This is a genomic window from Labilithrix sp., from assembly GCA_019637155.1.
Lineage (GTDB): Bacteria > Myxococcota_A > Polyangia > Polyangiales > Polyangiaceae > Labilithrix.
This window is the reverse complement of record JAHBWE010000004.1, coordinates 14,279-32,805: the sequence shown is the minus strand read 5'-3', so window position 1 is coordinate 32,805 and position 18,527 is coordinate 14,279. Positions and strand designations below refer to the sequence as shown.

The window sequence follows — 18,527 nt, the reverse complement described above, 5'->3', positions numbered from 1 at the left end:
GCGATCTATCGCGTCGCGAGCAGATCGAGCGCTCACAGAGCGAGAGATGAGCGCTCGAGGAGCCGTCAGGCAGAAGCCGCAGCGCTCGCGTCGTCGGGAGAGCGGTAGCGCCGCGCCAGTCGTCCGACCGTCAGGCCTTGGACCAAGATCGAGAACACGACGATGAAATACGTCATCGTGACGATGAGATCGCGCTCGCCGCCGGGCTGCATGGAGAGCGCGAGCGCGACCGAGATCCCTCCCCGCAGACCGCCCCACGTCAGCACGGCGGCTGTGCCTCGGCTGGGCCGAATGAAGCGCGCGAGGGCGCGGAGCGGCAGCGCGACGCTCACCAAGCGCGCGAGCAGCACCGCCGGGATCAGGAGCAATCCGGCGACGACGGCCTTGGTCGTCAGGGTCAGGATGATGATCTCGAGCCCGACGAGCACGAAGAGGACGGAGTTCAGGATCTCGTCGATCAGCGACCAGAACTTGTCGATATGATCGCGCGTCACGTCGGACATGCCGTGCGCGCGACCGTAGTTGCCGATGAGGAGCCCCGCCGTCACCGCGGCGATCGGCGCCGAGATGTGCAGGCGCTCGGCGAGGGCGTATCCACCGAGCACGAGCGCGAGCGTCAGGAGCAGCTCCGTCTGGTAGTGGTCGATGCTCCGAAGGAGTCGAAAGGTCACGTAGCCGGTCACGAGCCCGAAGCCGATCCCTCCGAGGGCTTCGCGCGCGAAGAGCGCGACCACCTCTCCGACGCTCGCGTCGGTGCCGCGCGTCACGACGCCGAGGAGGGTCGCGAAGAGGACGACCCCCACGCCGTCGTTGAACAACGACTCCCCCGCGATCTGGATCTCCATGCTCTTCGGGACGCGCGCCTCCTTGACGATGCCGAGCACGGCGATCGGATCGGTCGGCGAGATCAGCGCTCCGAAGAGCAGGCAGTACCCGAAGCCGAGGGACAAGCCGAGGACACGAAGCACCCCGTACGCGAGCGCGGCCACGATGAACGTGGAGAGGAGCGTCGACGCGAACGCCAGAGCGGAGACGGCGAGCGTCTCCTGGCGGAGGTCGTCCAGGTCGATGTGCAGCGCCCCCGCGAAGAGGAGCGCCCCGAGCATGCCGTGGAGGAGCGTCTCGTTGAAGTTCATGCCCTCGACGACACGACTCGCCGTGCCATGGAGGCGAACGAGATCGAGGTGATCGAGCGCGAGGAGGACGAGCGAGACGGCGAGCGACATCGCCATCAGCGCGATCGACGCGGGTCGTCGAATCCACCGGTGGTTCACGTACGCGAACACCGCGGCGACGCTCAAGAGCGCTGCGATCGTCTCGAAGGCCGACATCGGGCTCAGTCTACCCTACGCGGGGGTACTTCTTGGTGCTCGACAGGTCGAGAATGCGCGCGTCCGGCTCCCACGTCGTGGAGTACGTCAGTCGCCAGGCTCGATGCCGAGCTCTCGCAGTCGAGCCTCGAGCATCGCGGCACGCGCTTCCGCGGTCGTCGCACGCGCTTCCGCGGTCGTCGCACGCGCTTCCGCGGTCGTCGCACGCGCCGCCTCGGTCGTCGCACGCGCCGCCTCGGTCAGCGCGCGTGTCTCGGCGGTCGCCGCGCGCTCGTCGCCGGTGGGGATCACAACGCCGTCGAGGTCTGCCCAGCGTAGCCACCGCTCGAGAACGTCCTCGAACACGCCCTCCCAGATGACGAGGCGGAGGCCGAGCAACGCGAAGCTCGGCTGGGGCTGGAGGACGTAGACGCCACCCATCAGCGTGAAGGACGTCACCTCGTCGGCGTCGGTCTTGTCGAGCGGATCGAACACCACGTAGTGCGTCACCCGCATTCGTTCGTACTCGCGTAGCTTGCCGCTTAGCTCATCGCCATAGGTGTCGGAGACGATCTCGATCACGACGTCCGGAGGCTTCCCATACTCCCACACGAAATACGACTGCCGCCGTTCGGGACCTGTCACCGGCTTCGGCTCGACGTCGAGGCTCAGGAAGGCGTCGGGCACGAGCGCCGGGTTCTTCGCGATCGCGAAGACGCCGACGTTGGCGGCAGCGAAGAACCGGCGGCCGGGCCTCCAGCCGCTGTAGAGCGCCTCTGTGAGCAGACGCATCTGCTTCTCTGCGAACACACTGTCCACCGGCTTGCCGTCCTCGGTGATCAGCTGGCTAGTGTCCGGCGCGGGCCACGGACCATCCGCGTCCGGCTCCATCGAGCTCGAAGAGCTGTGCTGCGCCATCGCCATCGATTGTACCTCCCATCGCTCGCCTCGTTGCCATCGCCAGCGATGAAGCAGGTCACATGCCCGCATTCGGCTCCAACGATTTCGCGCCTTTGCCTTCGCTCGCCCCTGGCCCGGGCCAGATCGGGCCAGGCCAGGGGCCAACCTGGGCGCGAGTCAGCGACGGCGACGAGGCTTCGCGGCGCTCCGCTGCACCCGATCGGCCGCGCCTTCGGGCGGGACGAGGTGGTGCGGCTGGCGGCCGATGAGGTCGCGGCGGCCGGCGGCGGCGAGCGCCTCGCGGGCGAGCGGCCAGTGCTGCGGGTCCCAGTAGAAGACGAGCGCCTTCATCATCCGCTTCTCGCGGAGCTCGCGCGCCGTGTAGACGGGCTCGTTCGTGAGCGGGTCGACGCCGGTGTAGAACATCGTCGTCGCGACCGCCATCGGGGTCGGGATGAAGTCCTGCACCTGCCGCGGGCGCATGCCGTTCCGCTTCAAGTAGAGCGCCAGCTCCACCGTGTCCTTCAACGTCGAGCCGGGGTGGCCGGTGATGAAGTACGGGACCAGGTACTGCTCCTTCCCCGCCTTCTCGCTCGCCTGACAGAACGCCTGCGCGAAGCGCTCGTACGTGTCGATCGGCGGCTTCTTCATCTTGTCGAGCACCGCCGGCGAGTTGTGCTCCGGCGCGACCGAGAGCTGCCCGCCGGTGTGGTGCCGCGCGAGCTCCGCGACGAACTCCGGGCTCCGGTCCGCGAGGTCGTAGCGGACGCCGCTCGCGATGAACACGCGCTTGATCCCCTCCGCCGAGCGCACCGCCTTCATCAACTGGACGAGCGGACCGTGATCGGTCACGAGGTTCTCGCAGATGCCGGGATGGACGCACGAGAGGCGGCGGCACGCGCTCTCGATCTTCGGGTCCTTGCACGTCATCTTGTACATGTTCGCGGTCGGGCCGCCGAGGTCGGTCAGCACGCCGGAGAAGCCCGCGGTGCGGGAGAGCTCACGCACCTCGCGGAGCACGCTCGCCTCGCTCCGGCTCTGGATGACGCGGCCCTCGTGCTCGGTGATGGAGCAGAACGTGCAGCCGCCGAAGCAGCCGCGCATCGTGACGATCGAGTGCTTCACCGTCTCGAACGCGGGGATCCCCTCGTTCGCGTAGGACGGGTGCGGCGCGCGCACGAACGGGAGATCATAGAGCCCGTCCATCTCCTCCTCCGCGAGCGGCAGCGCGGGGGAGTTGAAGTACACCGCCTCGTCGCCGTGCGGCTGCAGGATCGGGCGGCCGTTGTGCGGGTTCGTCTCGTACTGGAACGCGCGGCTCATGCGCGCGAAGGCCTGCTTGTCCTTCGTCACCTCCTCGTACGAAGGGAGGACGACGACCTTCTTGTCGGTCGTGAACTTCGAGGCGTCCGCGAGGAGCGGCTCCCACGCGCGGCGGTTCTTCTTCACGTGCGCGGTGCCGCGGACGTCGGTGAGCTCGGTGACCTTCTCCCCCGCCGCGAGGCGACGCGCGATCTCCCACGCCGGACGCTCGCCCATCCCGAACACGAGGAGGTCGGCCTTCGAGTCGAGGAGGATCGAGCGGCGGACCTGATCGGACCAGTAGTCGTAGTGCGCGATGCGCCGGAGCGACGCCTCGATCCCGCCGATCACGACCGGCACGCCGGGGAACGCCTGCCGGCAAAGGTTGGAATATACAATCGTCGCGCGGTTCGGCCGCTGATCGGGGCGGCCGCCCGGCGAGTACTGATCCTCCGACCGCGTCTTCTTCTGCGCGGTCAGCTTGTTGAGCATCGAGTCGAGGTTGCCCGCCGAGACGCCGACGAAGAGCCGCGGGCGGCCCATCCGCGCGATGTCGGCCGGCGAGTCCCAACGCGGCTGCGCGATGACGCCGACGCGGTAGCCGCGCCCCTCGAGGAAACGCGCGATGAGGATCGGCCCGAAGGCGGGGTGATCGACGTACGCGTCGCCGGTGACGATCAGGACGTCGAGCTCGTCCCAGCCGCGCGCCTGCATCTCCGCGCGCGTCGTCGGCAAGAAGCGGCGCCGCGGCTCGCCTCCGCGCTGCGCGCCCTTCTTGCCCAGCTGGACCAGGTTCTGCGTCACCGCGCGAGCATAGCGCGGGCGGGCTCGTGTTACCTTGCGGCCATGGAGAACGGAGGGCAGCGGAGGGTCGCGGTCGTCGGCGGCGGCGCTTGGGGCCTCGCGCTCGCGGCGGCGGCGGCGCGCGCGGAGAGCGACGTCGTCCTCGTCTCGCGGCGCCCGCTCGATCACGCCCCCGGCGTGCGCGTCGTCAAGGCGCTCGAGGAGGCGGCGCGCCACGCGCGGCTCCTCATCCTCGCGGTCCCTTCGAGCGTGAGCCGCGCCGTGGCGCGCGAGCTCGGCGAGCACATCGACGGCAGTCACTACGTCGTCCACGGCGTGCGCGGCCTCGTCAGCGACGAGAGCGACGAGGACCTCTACACGATCTCGGACGTGCTCCGCGAAGAGACCCCCGTCCGGCGCACCGGCGCGCTCGGCGGCCCCGCGCTCGCGCAGGACCTCCTCGCCGGGCGGCCGTCCGTCGTCGTCGTCGGCTCGCGCTACCCGGAGGTGACGGAGGCCGCGACCGCCGCGCTCGGCTCCCCCACCCTCCGCGTCTATCCCACGAACGACCTGAAGGGCCTCGAGTGGGCGAGCGCGCTCGTCGGCTGCCTCACGATCGCGATCGGCTACGCGCAGGCGATGAACACGAGCGCCGGCCTCGTCGCCGCGCTCATCTCGCGCTCCGTCGGCGAGGCCTCGCGCATCGCGGCCGCGGCCGGCGGCGACGCGCAGACGCTCCTCGGCCTCGCCGGCTACGGCGATCTCCTCGCGTCGATCGCGCAGGGCGATCGCCCCGAGATCATCGTCGGTCAGGCGCTCGCCAAGGGCCTCGCCCCCGCCGAAGCGGCGAAGGCGGCGGAGCTCCGCGTCGAAGCGCTGGAGCTCATCCCCCGCGTCGCGCGCTGGACGGAGGCGGCCGGCGTCCGCTCACCGATCTTCCACGCGCTCGCGAACGGCGTCGTCGGCGGCAAGAGCGCGAACACGATCCTGCACGAGCTGATGACGCTCCCGATCGAGCACCGCGCCTGAGCGGCGCGTCAGTCCGCTTCGACGGCGGAGACGGCGGGAACGGCGGGAGCGATCTCCTCGCCGTCGGCGTCGCGCCACGTCTCACCGTCGCAGGTGGCGGAGAGCCTCTCGTCGCGGACGTAGGCGCGGAGCGACTCGCGCGCGGCGGTGCACTCGGGGAGGCTCTCGCGACGCGCGACCGACACCCGCTCCACGATCTCCGAGCTGACCTCCGCGTCGTTCATCGCCGGAGCCCCGACCGTACACGCCACCTGAGCCATCGCCGCCGCCGCCACCACGAACCAACCGAATCGCATGCCCTACCCAAACGACCGCGACCGGCGCAGCTTAAGCCCGATCGTGACGATTTTCCCGTTCGAAGGCGACGAGGCCGGCGAGGGCCTTTTTCCGGAGCGTGCTCTGGAAGAAGCCGGTCCATCCCAAGAGGACACCGGTCACCCCGAACGCCATCCGCGTCCACGCGTAGAGATCGAACGCGTCGGTGTGCGTCTTGATCTTGTCGCCCTCGAACGTGAACTTCGCGTCGATGCGGTTCAGCACCTTCCGCCGCGTGAGGGCGAACGTGTAGGTCGCGTCCCAGTGCGCGCTGTTCTCCGTGACGTCGCTCGCGACGACCTCGAGGTCCTTGCCGCGCTCGCAGAGCATCCGCCACATGTTCTTCGCGTCGTCGCCCTTCAGGTCCTGGAACACCGGATCCGAGAAGCGAACGTCGTCGGCGTAGTGCTTGACCATGCCCTCCGCGTCACGCTTCGAAAACGCGTCGTAGAAGGCCTCGATGACCGCAGCGCTCATCGGCGCAGACTAGATCAGATGGAGCTTCTTGCCGACGAGCAGGAGCACGACGGCGGCGATCATGACGACCATGTACACGACGCCGGCGGCGAAGAGCGACGCGATCGATCGAAGCCAGCGCATCACCGCGTCTCGCTTCTTGCCGTCGTCCTGGAGCTGCGCGTACGCCCAGAGCACGTACAGCGTCGTGCTCAGCTCGGCGCCGCCCGTGACGAGAGCACCTGCGCCCGCCGACCATTTGTACGCGAGCCAGCGCAGCGGGAGCGCGGCGAGGCTCAGCATCACGCTCCCGGCCGTGACCATCGCCGCGGCGACGACCTGCTCGCCGTAGTGGAGGCCGGTGCGGCGGCGGAGGACGATCGCGGGGCCGATCGCGTGGAGCGGCAGCAGCGCGAGCCGGAACCACGCGTTGTACTTGAAGATCGCCGCCGTCAACCTCGGCCCGACGTCGTTGTCCGCTTGGACGACGACCGGTCCCTGCAGCTTCAGCGTGACCATCACGAGCCCCAGCAGCCCGGCGGTGAGGAAGAGCAGCGTGAAGGGCGAGTACGTGTGGACGCGCTTCCCGCCGAGATACTCCCGCATCGTGTGGCCCGGCCGCCGCAAGAGCGCGACGATCGTGTGCGGGAGCGCGTGCTCGAGGTGCAGGATCGCGTGCGGGAGCTCGTGGAGGATCGCGCCGAGCGTGATGCGGGCGGGCGTCTTCGCGGCCTGACCGCAGGCGTGACAGAACTTGCCGATGAGCGGGAGCTCGCAGTTGAGGCAGGCCGGCGTCGCGGGCGCGGGCGGGCTCATCGTCACCGCCACGTGCTGGCGCACCGTCATCGCCGGCGGCGGCGGACGCATCCGCACAGTCGGCTCGGGGCGAACGCGCAGGGTGTGGCTCGCGGGCATCATCGGACGCGCTCGGTCTAGCGCCGCCCGGTGGGGTGTCGACCGGATTTCAGTTTTCGTCGCTCAGAGCCAGCCGTCGGCGACGAGGCAGGCGCGGCAGGCGGCGACGAACCTGCGCGCGCTCTCGATCTCGTCCTTCGCCATTTCGTCGGTGATGACGACCTCGGCGGTGTAGTCCGCCCCCTGTCGCGCCGCGAGGAGATGGTCGAGCGCCGACGCGAGCTTCGGGTCGAACCGGCCCGTCCGCACGAAGTCGCGCTGAAAGAGCCTCGTGAGCCCGGCATGCGTCGTCGGTTCGAGACCGACCGACACGAGGAGGGCGCGCGCATGATGAAACGCGGCGTAGTAGGCGCGGCTCACCGCGTCGGCGGGGAAGCCGTCGAGGAGCTTCTCGCCGGCGGCGAGCGACGTCTCACCACGTGATACCTCGGCGGCGATGGCGGCCCGTCTCTCGTCGTCGTTCATGGATCCACGCTCTCGATTGTCGATGTCCCGAAGGAGACGACGGCCCCCCGCACGCGCGCGCGCCGCCTCCACCTCCGAATAGACGAGCGGCGCGAGACCGACGGGGAAGCTCGTCGCTGCGTCTGCGACGAAGGCGTCGTCGATCGCTTCGGACCGCTCCGCGGCGGTGATGGCGTCCACGACGACGAACACGTCGGCGTCGCTGTCTTCGTGTGCTTCTCCCCTCGCGTGGGACCCGAAGAGCACGACCTCCCTCACGCGTCCGCCGAAGCGGGCGCGCAGCCGCTCACGATATCGTTCGATCGCCGCCGACACGGCGCGAGACGGCTGCATGACGCAGGTATAGCACGCGCCCCAACGCCTCAGCCGTCGTCCGCGGCGACGTGGATCGACACGCCCATCCGCTCGCGCAGGAGCGCGTAGCGCTCGGAGGCGCAGTACGCGAGGAGGTCGCCGCGCTTCTCGTCGGCGCTGAGCTCCGCGATCGCGCGCTTCTCGTCCTTCAGCTGGCGCATCGCGACGCGGAGGTCGCCCGCGAGGAGCAGGCCCGCGCGCGCGGCGGTGAGCTCCACGCTGCGGATCCACGCGAAGAGATCGAGCTTGCCGCCGCGCGCGTCGAGGCGCTCGACGATCTCGGAGAGCCTCTTCTTCTCGTCGGCGGAGAGCTTCGCGCCGAGCTCCGCGTTCACCTTGCTCCCGTCGCTCGGCGGCGGGACCGAGATGCCGGGGATGACGAGGCGGAGCGCGTTCAGCACGAGCGACGAGAGCTCCGCGAGCGTGGGGAAGAACACGAGCGGATAGTGCTCGGGCCGGTAGTACGTGAGGTGACGGCCGGCGAGGAACGCGAGCTCCTGCACCGAGCGCCCCGACGTCACGACCGTGCCGAGCGCGGTCGCGCGCTTCACCGAGGGCACCGCCGCGAGGCCGTTCGGCACGTCGCCGAGCGCGTAGAGCTCCGGCAGCGTGATGCCGAGCGCGCGCGCCGACCACACGAACGTGCGGACGACCGACGCCGTGCTCGTCTTGTCGAGCCGCTTCGCCGCGTCGAGCGACACGAGCTTCTGCTTCGCCTCGAGCTCCTCGATCCGGAGCGCGATCGCGGGCGCGCCGATCGTGAGCATGATCTCGTCGACGAGCGGATCGGCGCCGTCGGCGGCGAGGAGCTCGTTCCACCACTTCGCCGCCACGCCCGTCGTCGGGCGGATCGGTCCCTCGGGCCGGAACTGCTCGATGACGAGCTCCTGCGCGACGTCGCTCGCGCCGAGCTCCTCGAGGCACGTCGCGGCGAGCCACGCGCGATCGGGGCGCTGCGCGCGTTGGTGCAGCTCGTAGAGACGGCGGTACGTCTGCGCGCGGAGCGGCGCGTGGTGGGCGGCGAGCTCGAGCTCGCGCGTCGCCTTCGCGCGCTCACCCTTCGCGGCGTAGAGCTCCGCGAGCGCGGCGCGCGTCTCCGCGTCGTCGGGGCGGAGCTGCACCGCGCCCGCCATCGCCTCGAGCGCGCCCGGGCCGTCGAGCAGTCGATCGCGGCGGAGGATGCCGAGCTTGCGGCACACCTCCCACGCGCGATCGCGATCGCCGAGGCCGGCGTAGCGATCGATGAGCCGCTCGTACACCGCGGCGAGCTCGGGCCACTCCTCGCGCCGCGTGCGCACGGCGACGAGGGCGGAGAGCGCGCGGTCGCACTGCGGGTCTTCGTCGAGCGCCATCTCGAGGAACGCGAGGCCGCGCGGCTCTTCGCGGAGGCGGCCGAGGACGACGTCGGCCTGCGCGAAGCGGAACGAGCCGCGATGACGCGCCTGCGTCGAGAGCCGGACGAGGTCGTCGAGCACGTCGACGAGCCGCGGCCACGCCTTCAGCGCGGTGTAGTGATCGCGCAGCTTGAGGAGGATCCCGACGTCGTCGGGGCGGAGCTTCGCCGCCGCTTCGAGCGTCGCGGCGGCGAGGTCGAGCCGCTTGAGGCGGCGCTCTTCGACGTCGGCGACGATCGCGAGCTCGGTCGCCTTGTCGTCGGGATCGTCGAGCGCGTCCGCCTTCCGCCGGCGCGCGGTCGCGAGGCGCGGCCAGTCCTTCCCCTTCGCCGCGAGGCGGATCAGGCCGTCGAGCGAGCGCACGTGCTTCGGGTTGACGGTGAGCGCCTTCTCGTAGTTCGTCTCCGCCTCGGGCAGCTTCCCCTGCGCGCGCTTCACCTCCGCGACGCACGCGTAGATCGACGCCTGCACGCTGGTCGCGTCCGCGGGGAGGACGAAGAGCGCGCGCTTGTACGCGTCGAGCTCGTTGTCCCACTCCTTCTTGAGCCGGAACTGCGCCGCCTCTTCGAGGATCGGCCCGACCTCCGGCATCGGCGGGAGGCGCGACGGCTGCCGGAGCGACACCGCGGCGCGCTCCGGATCGAGCCCCACCGACGGCGGCGGCGGCGGGACGGTGAGCTCATGCGGCTCGCCCTCGCCCTCCGTCTCGTCCTGCGGCGGCGGAAGACTGTCCTTTGGCGGTACGAGCGACGGCGGCGGTTCGGAGAGCCGGTTTTCCTCGGTAGCCATGAGGTGGGAGCGTACTGGATCCGCGCGATGGACCGCTCTCTATCCATCCCGATCACGATCGGCATTGCATGACGCGACGCGCGTTGCGCATCGGCGGCTCGATGGAGGCTCCTCCGGCTAGCGTCGGTGGAATTCTGCGCCCCGGGCAGAACGCGCCCGCGCCGGCCCTGTGGCCCACCGTGTGCGTAAGTGTGTTCCGATGCTCGGACGCTCCCTCCTCGCTTGCGCAGCCCTCAGCGCACTCCTCGTTGCTTGCGGCTCGGACGGCAGTGACGGCGGGAGCGCGACGGACCCGTCGGCCCCGGCGATGTCGGCGGACGAGGTGGCGGACGGCGAGCTCTCCCCCGCCGAGATCGCGAAGAAGCTGGAGGAGAAGCCCTGGGAGGTCGTCTCGAACAAGGGCGAGACGTACGTGCCGAACGTGTTCTACGCGGACGCGTCGCAGAACGAGCAGATCATGCCGTACGCGATCGGCGGCCACGTCATGATCGACCGCCTCATCTACCCGACGCTCGGGAACCCGAACCTCTACGTCAAAAAAGACGCTACCGAGGAATTCGTCAGCGTGCTCCGGATCGAGGACGCCGCCCTCGACGCGATCGGCGGCCTCGAGGCGGAGGCGCTCGCGGGCTCCTCGCTGAAGCGCGTGACGCTCCCGAACGACGCGAAGACGGGCATCGCCTTCTTCCTCGTGAAGCGCGCGGGCCGCGAGCAGGCCGAGTCGAAGGTCGCGATCTCGAGCGGCACGGGCACCGACGCGATCCGCGTCTACCCGAACGACGTCCTCATGAACGCGGAGCCGGCGGACATGCCCGCCGTCCTCAAGAAGCGCCACACGCTCCGCTTCGTGTTCAAGCAGGGCGCGATGCAGCGCGTCCCCGCCGGCCTCTACGACCTCCGGATGGAGGTCCGCAAGGACAACAAGCTCGTCACCGTCGGCTCGCAGCCGGTCTACGAGTACCAGTACAACGCGGTCCGCGTGTTCGACGACGCCGAGGACGAGCACTCCGTCATCAACATCACCGACACGCAGGTCTCGGTCGGCGACCTCTACAACAACAAGACGAAGGACAAGCTCGACGAGCTCGTCTACTTCCTCAACACGACGAACGACCCCGCCGTCCTCAACGCCTCGTTCATCACGTTCAACGGCGACCTCCACAACGGCGGCTCGCCCGGCACGCTCCGGCAGCGCCCCGTCGCGACGACGTACCAGAACGAGGCGAAGGCGATCGTCGACCTCCTCAAGTACCTCCCGATCCCGATCTTCCTCACGACCGGTAACCACGACGGCTACGTCGCGACGGGCCACGTCCCCTCCGCGGTGAAGGCGGTCGACACGCTCGTCATCGAGTCGCTGAAGGAGGTCATCAAGGACAACGCGCCCAACCCGTGGCCCAACTTCGACCAGTCGGCCTTCGAGTCGTACCTCGCGAAGACGGCCGCCTCCGACAAGCTCGGCGGCGAGCACCGCGACATCTTCACCGGCGGCTTCGCGCGCAACGCGAAGGCGGAGGCGGAGGGCTTCGCGGGCTGGAAGGAGGTCCCGCGCGCGGACCGCAACTACATCCTCTACGACGGCTTCTACCAGTGGCAGAAGACGTACGGCCCGCTCTTCTACTCGCACAAGTTCGGCAAGAGCGCGTACGTCTCGCTCAACAGCTACGAGCTTCGCCAGCACCGCCGCAGCGGCTGGGGCATGTACACCGTCAACTACGGCGGCAGCATGAACGACGTGCAGATGGACTGGCTCGACCGCGAGCTCCTCCGCGCGAAGCAGGACAACAGCGACGTCATCATCCTCGCGCACCACGACCCGCGCGGCGGCCACAAGGGCAAGGACTTCGGCTACTACTTCGAGCAGCTCGAGTACCGCTCGGTCTTCCAGAGCGCGGTGAACTACCTCGTCGGCAAGGTCTGGAACCCGCTCGTCTGCACGCTCCCCGACTGGGCGCTCTCGACGGAGCAGACGGAGTCCTGCGCGCACGACGGCCTCCAGGAGTGGATGCGCCCCGACGCGGAGTTCGACTGCGACTGGGATCAGCGCGGCGCCGACTTCACGTGCGACCCGGCGAAGGGCGAGCCGTTCTCGAGCGGCGTCGAGCTCCTCAAGCGCCTCGCGTCGAGCCCGCAGGTCCGCACCGTCCTCCTCGGCCACACGCACTACAACTCGCTCGAGGTCATCCAGGAGGGCGACGAGCTGATCCCCGGCAAGTTCCCGGTCGACGCGGCGTCGACGCAGAAGTTCGCGACGCTCGAGGTGCTGAACCCGGTCCGCGGCTACTCGCAGGCGCAGACGACGAACGGCGCGTCGGAGGACTACGACAACCACGCGGTCCCGATGAACCCGATCGCGGACAGCGTGAAGAGCTTCGGCAAGCAGTACGACAAGTCCGTCGCCGGCTGGAGCCGCCACACGGCCTCGGGCAAGCTGGGCCCGCGCGAGCTCGTGTTCTTCCGTCTCGTGTCGGCGTCGGACCTCGCGAACCAGACCTACTCCGGCGGCAAGTCGTCGATGGGCTTCACCGTCCTGACCCTCGAGACGAAGAGCGACAAGCGCGGCGTGACGCTCCCGCAGATCAACCGCGCGAAGTTCTTCGCGAACATCGGCCAGTCCCGCTTCGACGTCGTCGGCGAAATCGAAATCAACCGCGCCGAGGCCATCGGCGCCCACGACCCGAAGAACCCGGTCGAGAAGCTCTTCGACTGGTAGGCCGGATCGCCGGCCGCGACTTCAGGGAACCGCGGCCGCCGCCCTCGAAGAACCCCGTCGAGGAGCTCGTCGCCTGATATCATCGCGCCCGTGAGGGGGCTCCGCCTGGTCTTCGTGGTTTCCATCCTCGGCGCCGCGACCTACGCAGCCGCATGCGGCGAACCGCTCGACATCGACGAGCCCGCCGACGGCGGAGGAACGGTCGAGACGAGCACACCAGACACCCCGGACGCGCTACCGGGCGATGGCGACACGGGTGTCGTCGATGGAGCTGACGGCAATCCCCCCGGAGCGTGCTTTACGAGCCCCTTCAACGCCAACGACTGTCCCTGCCAGGATACGCAGATGATCTTGCCGTGCTCATACGGCCTGACCAAAGCGGACGGAGGTGCCACGGCGTGCACGCAGGGGACGCAGCGGTGCGTCCAGACCAACACTGGTCTCCGGTGGGAGCAATGCGCGAACGCGGAGCGACCCGCCATGAAGGAAGAGTGTTTCAACTCCATCGACGACGACTGCAACGGCATCGCCGACGACGGCTGTCCATGCGCTGACATCGACCTCTGCAAGATGCCCGACGGCGGGACCTATCCCGATGGGAGGCACGTCTTCACGGTCCCGGCGGCGCCAAAGGCGTCTGAGGGCTTCGACATCTTCATCATCAGCAAGGCAGCCTCGATCCCACCGCTCGACCTCCTCCGTAACGGCGAATGCTTCGGGGAGGGACAACGACGGACGTGCGCGACCGCCGGCGCCGGGTGTCCCGGCTGGGCCGTCGCACGGTATCGCGACCCCGCTCCAGCGGGCACGTACACGTACAGGTTCGAGACCGTCGTCGGCAGCACTTCAGCACCATGCGACCCGCAGGGCTCTGAGTTCGCAACGGCTACTGTGACCGTCGCTCCATGAGGCCGGTGCGGGCGTTGTTCGTTCTCGGGCTCGGCGGCGCGACCGCCTTCGCGGCGTGCAGCGACTACGAGACCGAGGAGCCGACCGCGGCTCCCGCTGATGCGGCGACGGTCGACAACGTGCCTGCCTCATCCATCGACGCAAGCGAGGAAGCGACCGTCCCGAAGCACGTACCATGCGAAGCAGGTCTCCTGGACAACGCAGGGTGCACGTGCACGACGCTCAACGATCTCGCCTTCTGCTCGCATGGCGTCGTCAACGACGCGAGCGCGTGCACGCAGGGCAAGCAAACGTGCATCGAAGAGGACGGCGAACGATTCTGGACAGCGTGTGAGGGAGCGACGCAGCCAGCAGCGACCGAGACCTGCCTCAACGGCGTCGACGACGACTGCAACGGCGTCATCGACGACGGCTGCGCATGCAGTGGCGCCGACCTCTGCAAGACGCCCGACGGCGGAACCTATCCCGATGGGAGACACATCTTCACGATCCCGGCAGCACCGAAGGCGTCTGAGGAGTTCGACATCTTCGTCATCAGCAGGGCAAGCTCGATCCCGCCGCTCGACCTCCTCCGGAACGGCGAATGCTACGGGGAAGGATCACGACGGGCGTGCGCGACCGTCGGCGCCGGATGTCCCGGCTGGGCCGTCGCACGGTTTCGCAACCCTGTGTCGGCGGGCACGTACACGTACAGGTTCGAGACCGTCGTCGGCAGCACTCCAGCGCCGTGCGACCCGCAGGGCCCTGAGTTCGCGAGGGCGACCGTGACCGTCGCACCGTAAACGCCGGCGCACCGCTCGACGCCGCGACGCCGCCCGACCCAGTCGGCTGCGCTTGGGGAGGCAGGCTGCAACCCGACAGCGGGAGCGAAAGCGGTGGCACGTCCCCGCTTCGCGCGCTACGCCGCCGGCATATGGGTCGTCCTTACCTTTGCCTCGCGGCGCTCGTGCCGTGTCTCGTCGCGGCGTGCGCGACCGAGAGCGATGCTCCCGCCATCTCCGAAGACGCGGTCCTCGCCGCCGAGAGCGCGCCGATCGTCTTCGAGCCTTGCGGGATGCCGCCGGGCGCGCCACCTCTCGCGGCCGAGTGCGCGAACATCGACGTGCCGCTCGACTGGTCGAGCCCCGGCGGACGCCGCATCAACTTCTTCGTGAAGCGCATCCGCGGGAGCGCGCCCGGACCTCACAAGCAGCTCTGGCTCCTCCAGGGCGGCCCTGGCGGATCCGGCCAGGCCTTCGACTTCGATGCCCCCTTGTTCGCCGGGATCGATCCCTCCTTCGATCTCTACATCCCCGACCATCGCGGCACCGGGCGCTCGTCGCTCCTCCGGTGCGCCGGGCTCTCGTCGCCGCCGATCGACGTGAACGCCTGCCGCGACGACCTGCTCCGCACCTGGGGCAGCGACGGCCTCGCCGCGTTCTCGACGACCTCCGCCGCGCGCGACGTGGGCAGCGTCATCGCGCGCACGCGCGAGCCGGGCCAGGAGGTCCACGTCTATGGCGTGTCCTACGGCACATACCTCGCGCAGCGATACCTCCAGGTCTTTCCGCGCCAGCCGACCTCCGTGACGCTCGACGGCGTCTGCCAGGCCGGCCTGTGCAGCTTGCTGAAGTACGCGTACTGGACCGACCACGTCGCGCAGCAGTTCATGCGCGAGTGCGCCGCCGACGAGGTGTGCGGCGCGAAGCTCGGCCCGGATCCGAACGCGCGCATGAAAGAGGCGCTCGCGATCGCCGACGCCGGCACGTGCGCGGGCCTCGCCGGCGTCACGGGCAACCAGGTCCGCGCGCTGATGGTCACCTTCTCGCGCATGTTCGGCTACCGCACCTTCGTGCCGCCGCTCGCGTACCGCATCCTCCGCTGCGACGCGGGGGACGTCGTCGCGCTGCAGAACTTCGCCGCGATCGTGCTCACTCCGCCCACCGCGCCGCCGATGACGAGCCCCACCGCGCCGCCCGCCTCGACCGAGCCGCCGCGGCCGTTCTCGCAAGCGCTCTCGTACAACATCGCGTTCTCCGAGATGATGGAGACGCCCGCCATCACCCGCCCCGAGCTCGAGGCGCTGATGAGCGAGAGCGTGTTCGCGCAATACAGCCCCGCGATGCACGACATGTTCGACGCCTGGCCGAAGTACGACCACGACGAATACGTCGGCCGCTACCCCACGACCGACGTCCCCGTCCTGCTCCTCAACGGCACCCTCGACGCGGCGACCCCGATCGAGTTCGCCGAGGAGGTCGCTGCACATTACACGCGTCCGCACCAGACCTTCGTGTCGCTGCCGCGCGCGGTGCACGGCACGCTCCGCGGCTCACCCACCACCGACGGCAAGCAGTGCGGCTTGGAGCTGTTCCGTCAGTTCGTGACCGCGCCGACGCGCCCGCTCGACACGTCCTGCGCGAGCCGCATCGTCCCGCACGACTTCGGCAGCAACATGGCGGACGCGGCGGAGCGGTGGTTCGGCACCCGCGATCTCTGGGAGAACCCGGTCACGCCGCAACGGAAGACGCCGGCGCGCGATCCGGAGCTCGAGGCCGAGCTCGCGCGCATCAACGACGAGCCAGCGCCCTTCTTCTGATCGCGGCCCGTGTCATCGACGGGCGACAGTCGGGTGAGCGCCTGTTCGCTCAGTGACGATGTAAGTGCCTGGAAAACAAGCCTCCGCGCGCACGAGAAAACAAGGCTGTTGCGCGAAATCACGCCCGCGGAGACGAGCGGAGACGAGGTGGCGCGTCGCTTGAAGTAGGGCTCTCCATGCTCAAGCGAATCTCCGCCACCCTCGTGTGCTCGGTCCTCTTCATCGTCGCCTGCACGCCCGCGGCGGAGACCACGAAGACCGAGAAGGACAAGACCGATCCGAGGTCGTCCAGCTCCGACGTCACGTCCGACGACGACAACGAGGACGACGACGACTGCGACGAAGACGACTCGGCCGGCGGAGGCGGTGGTGGCGGTGGCTTGACGGCGGCCGATCCGGCGACGCTCGAGAAGTGCGAGTGCAAGACCGGCGGCGCGGCGCGCTGCGTCCCATCGAGCGCGATCCCGGCGAGCTTCGCGAAGCAGCTCGGCGCGTGCGACGACGGCGTGTGCGTCCCCGACAAGCTCGTGAAGAGCGGCGGCGCGGCGCCGAAGCAGTGCAAGTCGATCGTCGGCGACGGCCGCTGCATGAGCCTGTGCGTCCCCGCCGTCGCGGAGAAGAAGGGCGTGCTGGACCGCGGCGAGGGCGACGCGTGCGACGCAGACGAGCTCTGCGTCCCGTGCCTGAACCCGCTCGAGGGCAACGAGCCGACCGGCGTCTGCGAGATCGGCAAGTCGAGCGGCTCCTCCGGCAAGAAGTGCGGCAAGAAGAAGAAGACGAGCACACCGAGCGAGCCCGCGGAGCCTTCGAACGACGGCGACGCCGCGCAGTGTCCGTACAAGGGCGCGCCGATCGACACGTCGAAGTTCCCGGCCTGCGGCGCGGGCGGGCGATGCGTCCCCGCCACCGCGGTGTCGGAGGGACAGCGCGCTCGACTCGACGCGTGCGGCGGCGGCCTCTGCGCGCCGGAGAAGCAGGTCGCGAACGCGGGCCAGTACCTCCCGCCGACGTGCGTGTCCGTCGCCGGCGCGGAGGGCCGCTGCCTCTCCACCGTGATCAAGGACGTCGCGGCGAAGAAGGGCTTCCTCCCGCAGAGCACGTGCGACGCGGGCGAGCTCTGCGCGCCGTGCTTCAACCCGGCCGACGGCAGCGACACCGGCGCGTGCAGGTCGGTGTCGTGCGACGCGCCGAAGGAGCCGGCGAAGCAGTTCCCGCAGTGCTGCAAGGGCAAGGGACGCTGCGTGCCCGAAGCGGCGATCTCGAACCCGAAGCAGAAGGAGCGACTCGGCTCCGACGGCTGCGAGGAGGGCGCGGAGCTCTGCGCGCCGGAGGAGGACATCAACCGCACGACGAAGCGCCCGAGCTGCAACGGCAAGCTGAAGGTCCTCGGCACCACCTACGTCGGCGCGTGCGTGAGCCGCTGCACCGACCTCGGCATCAAGGGCGTGTTCCTCGATCAGTCGACGTGCGACGGCGACCACGTCTGCGCCCCCTGCATCGACCCCACCTCGAAGGAGAGCACCGGCGCCTGCGACTGACCGCGCGCTCCCTCACTCATCGCGTCGCATCTCGTCCTCGAGCGACGACGGATAGAGGCGCGGGATGTAGTACGGGACCACGTGGGTGGGGAAGCCGAGGCGGAGGGGGCCCTTCTCGGACGGTGACTCGAGGAGATCGCGCTTCAGCAGCGCTGCCACGACGGACCGCGCGGACCGCTCCTGTTGCCCCGTGATGCGCGCCGCTTCTCCGCGGGCGATCTCACCGCGGAGGAGCACCGCGCGCAGCAGGTAGCCCGCCGTCTTCGGCAGCTCACGTCGCGCGACCGAGAGCCTGCGTCGGTGAGAGCGCCACGACCGTCGAGCGCGCCACGGCGCGGCTCGTCGGCTTCCTGGAGGTAGCGGAAGTACTCGCTCCTCCTCCGCGCGAGGCCGCGGGAGATGGACCAGAGCCCGTGTCCGTCGAGGAGAAGACGCTTCAGCCACGCGTGCGTGAACAACCGCACCACGCGACCGTTGCCGTCGAGGAACGGGTGGATCCAGGCGAGGCGATGATGCGACGCCGCGGCGGCGATCACCTGCTCCATCGGCGTCATACGACGTAGCGAGTACGCCTCGCGGAAGCGACGCATGAAGTCGCCGAGCGTCTCCCAAGCCGGCGCAACGTGGCCGAAGCTCTCCTGGCGCAACGACATGCACCTCGCCGTCGTGAGCGGTGGCTCGCCGGAGCTCGTCCGGCAGGCGCGCGTAGAAGCGGCGGTGCAGCCAGCACAGGAAGTCGTCGCTCAGGAGGTCGGCGAGAGCTTCACGCGTCGCGCG

At 69.6% G+C, this 18,527-nt stretch carries 16 protein-coding genes; 6 read left to right on the top strand and 10 right to left on the bottom strand.

The genetic code is table 11. The features are described from left to right. Nucleotides 1-65 precede the first annotated feature (65 nt). The 3 genes from KF837_08730 to KF837_08720 all read right to left on the bottom strand — a co-directional run bounded on the left by KF837_08730 (nt 66) and on the right by KF837_08720 (nt 4,226). The gene (locus tag KF837_08730) at nt 66-1,331 is read right to left on the bottom strand and encodes a sodium:proton antiporter (GenBank protein ID MBX3227385.1); all 1,266 of its coding nucleotides are present in this window, start codon (nt 1,329-1,331) and stop codon (nt 66-68) included. A gap of 87 nt (nt 1,332-1,418) precedes the next feature. Beyond that, nucleotides 1,419-2,234 (bottom strand): Uma2 family endonuclease, encoded by an 816-nt coding sequence (locus KF837_08725; GenBank protein MBX3227384.1) that lies wholly within the window; start codon nt 2,232-2,234, stop codon nt 1,419-1,421. A gap of 153 nt (nt 2,235-2,387) precedes the next feature. Then, entirely contained in the window at nt 2,388-4,226 is a 1,839-nt protein-coding gene (locus KF837_08720) for a YgiQ family radical SAM protein (GenBank protein MBX3227383.1), read from the bottom strand. A 132-nt stretch (nt 4,227-4,358) separates the two neighbouring features. Between KF837_08720 and KF837_08715 the strand changes: the two genes are divergently transcribed. Continuing rightward, on the top strand, nt 4,359-5,324 hold the full coding sequence (locus KF837_08715) for an NAD(P)-binding domain-containing protein (protein MBX3227382.1): 966 nt from the start codon (nt 4,359-4,361) through the stop codon (nt 5,322-5,324). Between the two features lie 8 nt (nt 5,325-5,332). On the opposite strand, the gene KF837_08710 is transcribed toward KF837_08715, so the two are convergent. From KF837_08710 to KF837_08690, 5 genes are read right to left on the bottom strand one after another with little or no spacing between them, the layout of a single operon-like run. Then, the gene (locus KF837_08710) at nt 5,333-5,620 is read right to left on the bottom strand and encodes a hypothetical protein (GenBank protein MBX3227381.1); all 288 of its coding nucleotides are present in this window, start codon (nt 5,618-5,620) and stop codon (nt 5,333-5,335) included. A 31-nt stretch (nt 5,621-5,651) separates the two neighbouring features. After that, a complete protein-coding gene (locus KF837_08705) occupies nt 5,652-6,116 on the bottom strand; it encodes a nuclear transport factor 2 family protein (protein ID MBX3227380.1) in 465 nt (154 codons plus the stop codon). Between the two features lie 9 nt (nt 6,117-6,125). Continuing rightward, nucleotides 6,126-7,013, bottom strand: a complete 888-nt coding sequence (locus KF837_08700) for a DUF3667 domain-containing protein (protein ID MBX3227379.1) — start codon at nt 7,011-7,013, stop codon at nt 6,126-6,128. Between the two features lie 60 nt (nt 7,014-7,073). Next, nucleotides 7,074-7,808, bottom strand: a complete 735-nt coding sequence (locus KF837_08695) for a HEPN domain-containing protein (protein MBX3227378.1) — start codon at nt 7,806-7,808, stop codon at nt 7,074-7,076. A gap of 29 nt (nt 7,809-7,837) precedes the next feature. After that, nucleotides 7,838-10,012, bottom strand: a complete 2,175-nt coding sequence (locus tag KF837_08690) for a hypothetical protein (protein MBX3227377.1) — start codon at nt 10,010-10,012, stop codon at nt 7,838-7,840. A gap of 199 nt (nt 10,013-10,211) precedes the next feature. Here KF837_08690 and KF837_08685 point away from each other — a divergent pair, with 199 nt between their 5' ends. The 5 genes from KF837_08685 to KF837_08665 all read left to right on the top strand — a co-directional run bounded on the left by KF837_08685 (nt 10,212) and on the right by KF837_08665 (nt 17,750). After that, entirely contained in the window at nt 10,212-12,725 is a 2,514-nt protein-coding gene (locus tag KF837_08685) for a metallophosphoesterase (GenBank protein ID MBX3227376.1), read from the top strand. Between the two features lie 90 nt (nt 12,726-12,815). Continuing rightward, nucleotides 12,816-13,634 (top strand): hypothetical protein, encoded by an 819-nt coding sequence (locus tag KF837_08680; GenBank protein MBX3227375.1) that lies wholly within the window; start codon nt 12,816-12,818, stop codon nt 13,632-13,634. Beyond that, nucleotides 13,631-14,416, top strand: coding sequence for a hypothetical protein (locus tag KF837_08675; GenBank protein ID MBX3227374.1), 786 nt, complete (start codon nt 13,631-13,633; stop codon nt 14,414-14,416). Before KF837_08680 ends, KF837_08675 begins: the two co-directional genes overlap by 4 nt. 131 nt (nt 14,417-14,547) lie before the next feature. After that, nucleotides 14,548-16,212, top strand: coding sequence for an alpha/beta fold hydrolase (locus KF837_08670; GenBank protein ID MBX3227373.1), 1,665 nt, complete (start codon nt 14,548-14,550; stop codon nt 16,210-16,212). 176 nt (nt 16,213-16,388) lie between these two features. Further along, nucleotides 16,389-17,750, top strand: coding sequence for a hypothetical protein (locus KF837_08665; GenBank protein ID MBX3227372.1), 1,362 nt, complete (start codon nt 16,389-16,391; stop codon nt 17,748-17,750). A gap of 12 nt (nt 17,751-17,762) precedes the next feature. On the opposite strand, the gene KF837_08660 is transcribed toward KF837_08665, so the two are convergent. Beyond that, entirely contained in the window at nt 17,763-17,987 is a 225-nt protein-coding gene (locus KF837_08660) for a hypothetical protein (protein ID MBX3227371.1), read from the bottom strand. Continuing rightward, on the bottom strand, nt 17,894-18,403 hold the full coding sequence (locus tag KF837_08655; protein MBX3227370.1) for a Fic family protein: 510 nt from the start codon (nt 18,401-18,403) through the stop codon (nt 17,894-17,896). The genes KF837_08660 and KF837_08655 overlap by 94 nt, the downstream gene beginning before the upstream one ends. Nucleotides 18,404-18,527: the final 124 nt, after the last annotated feature.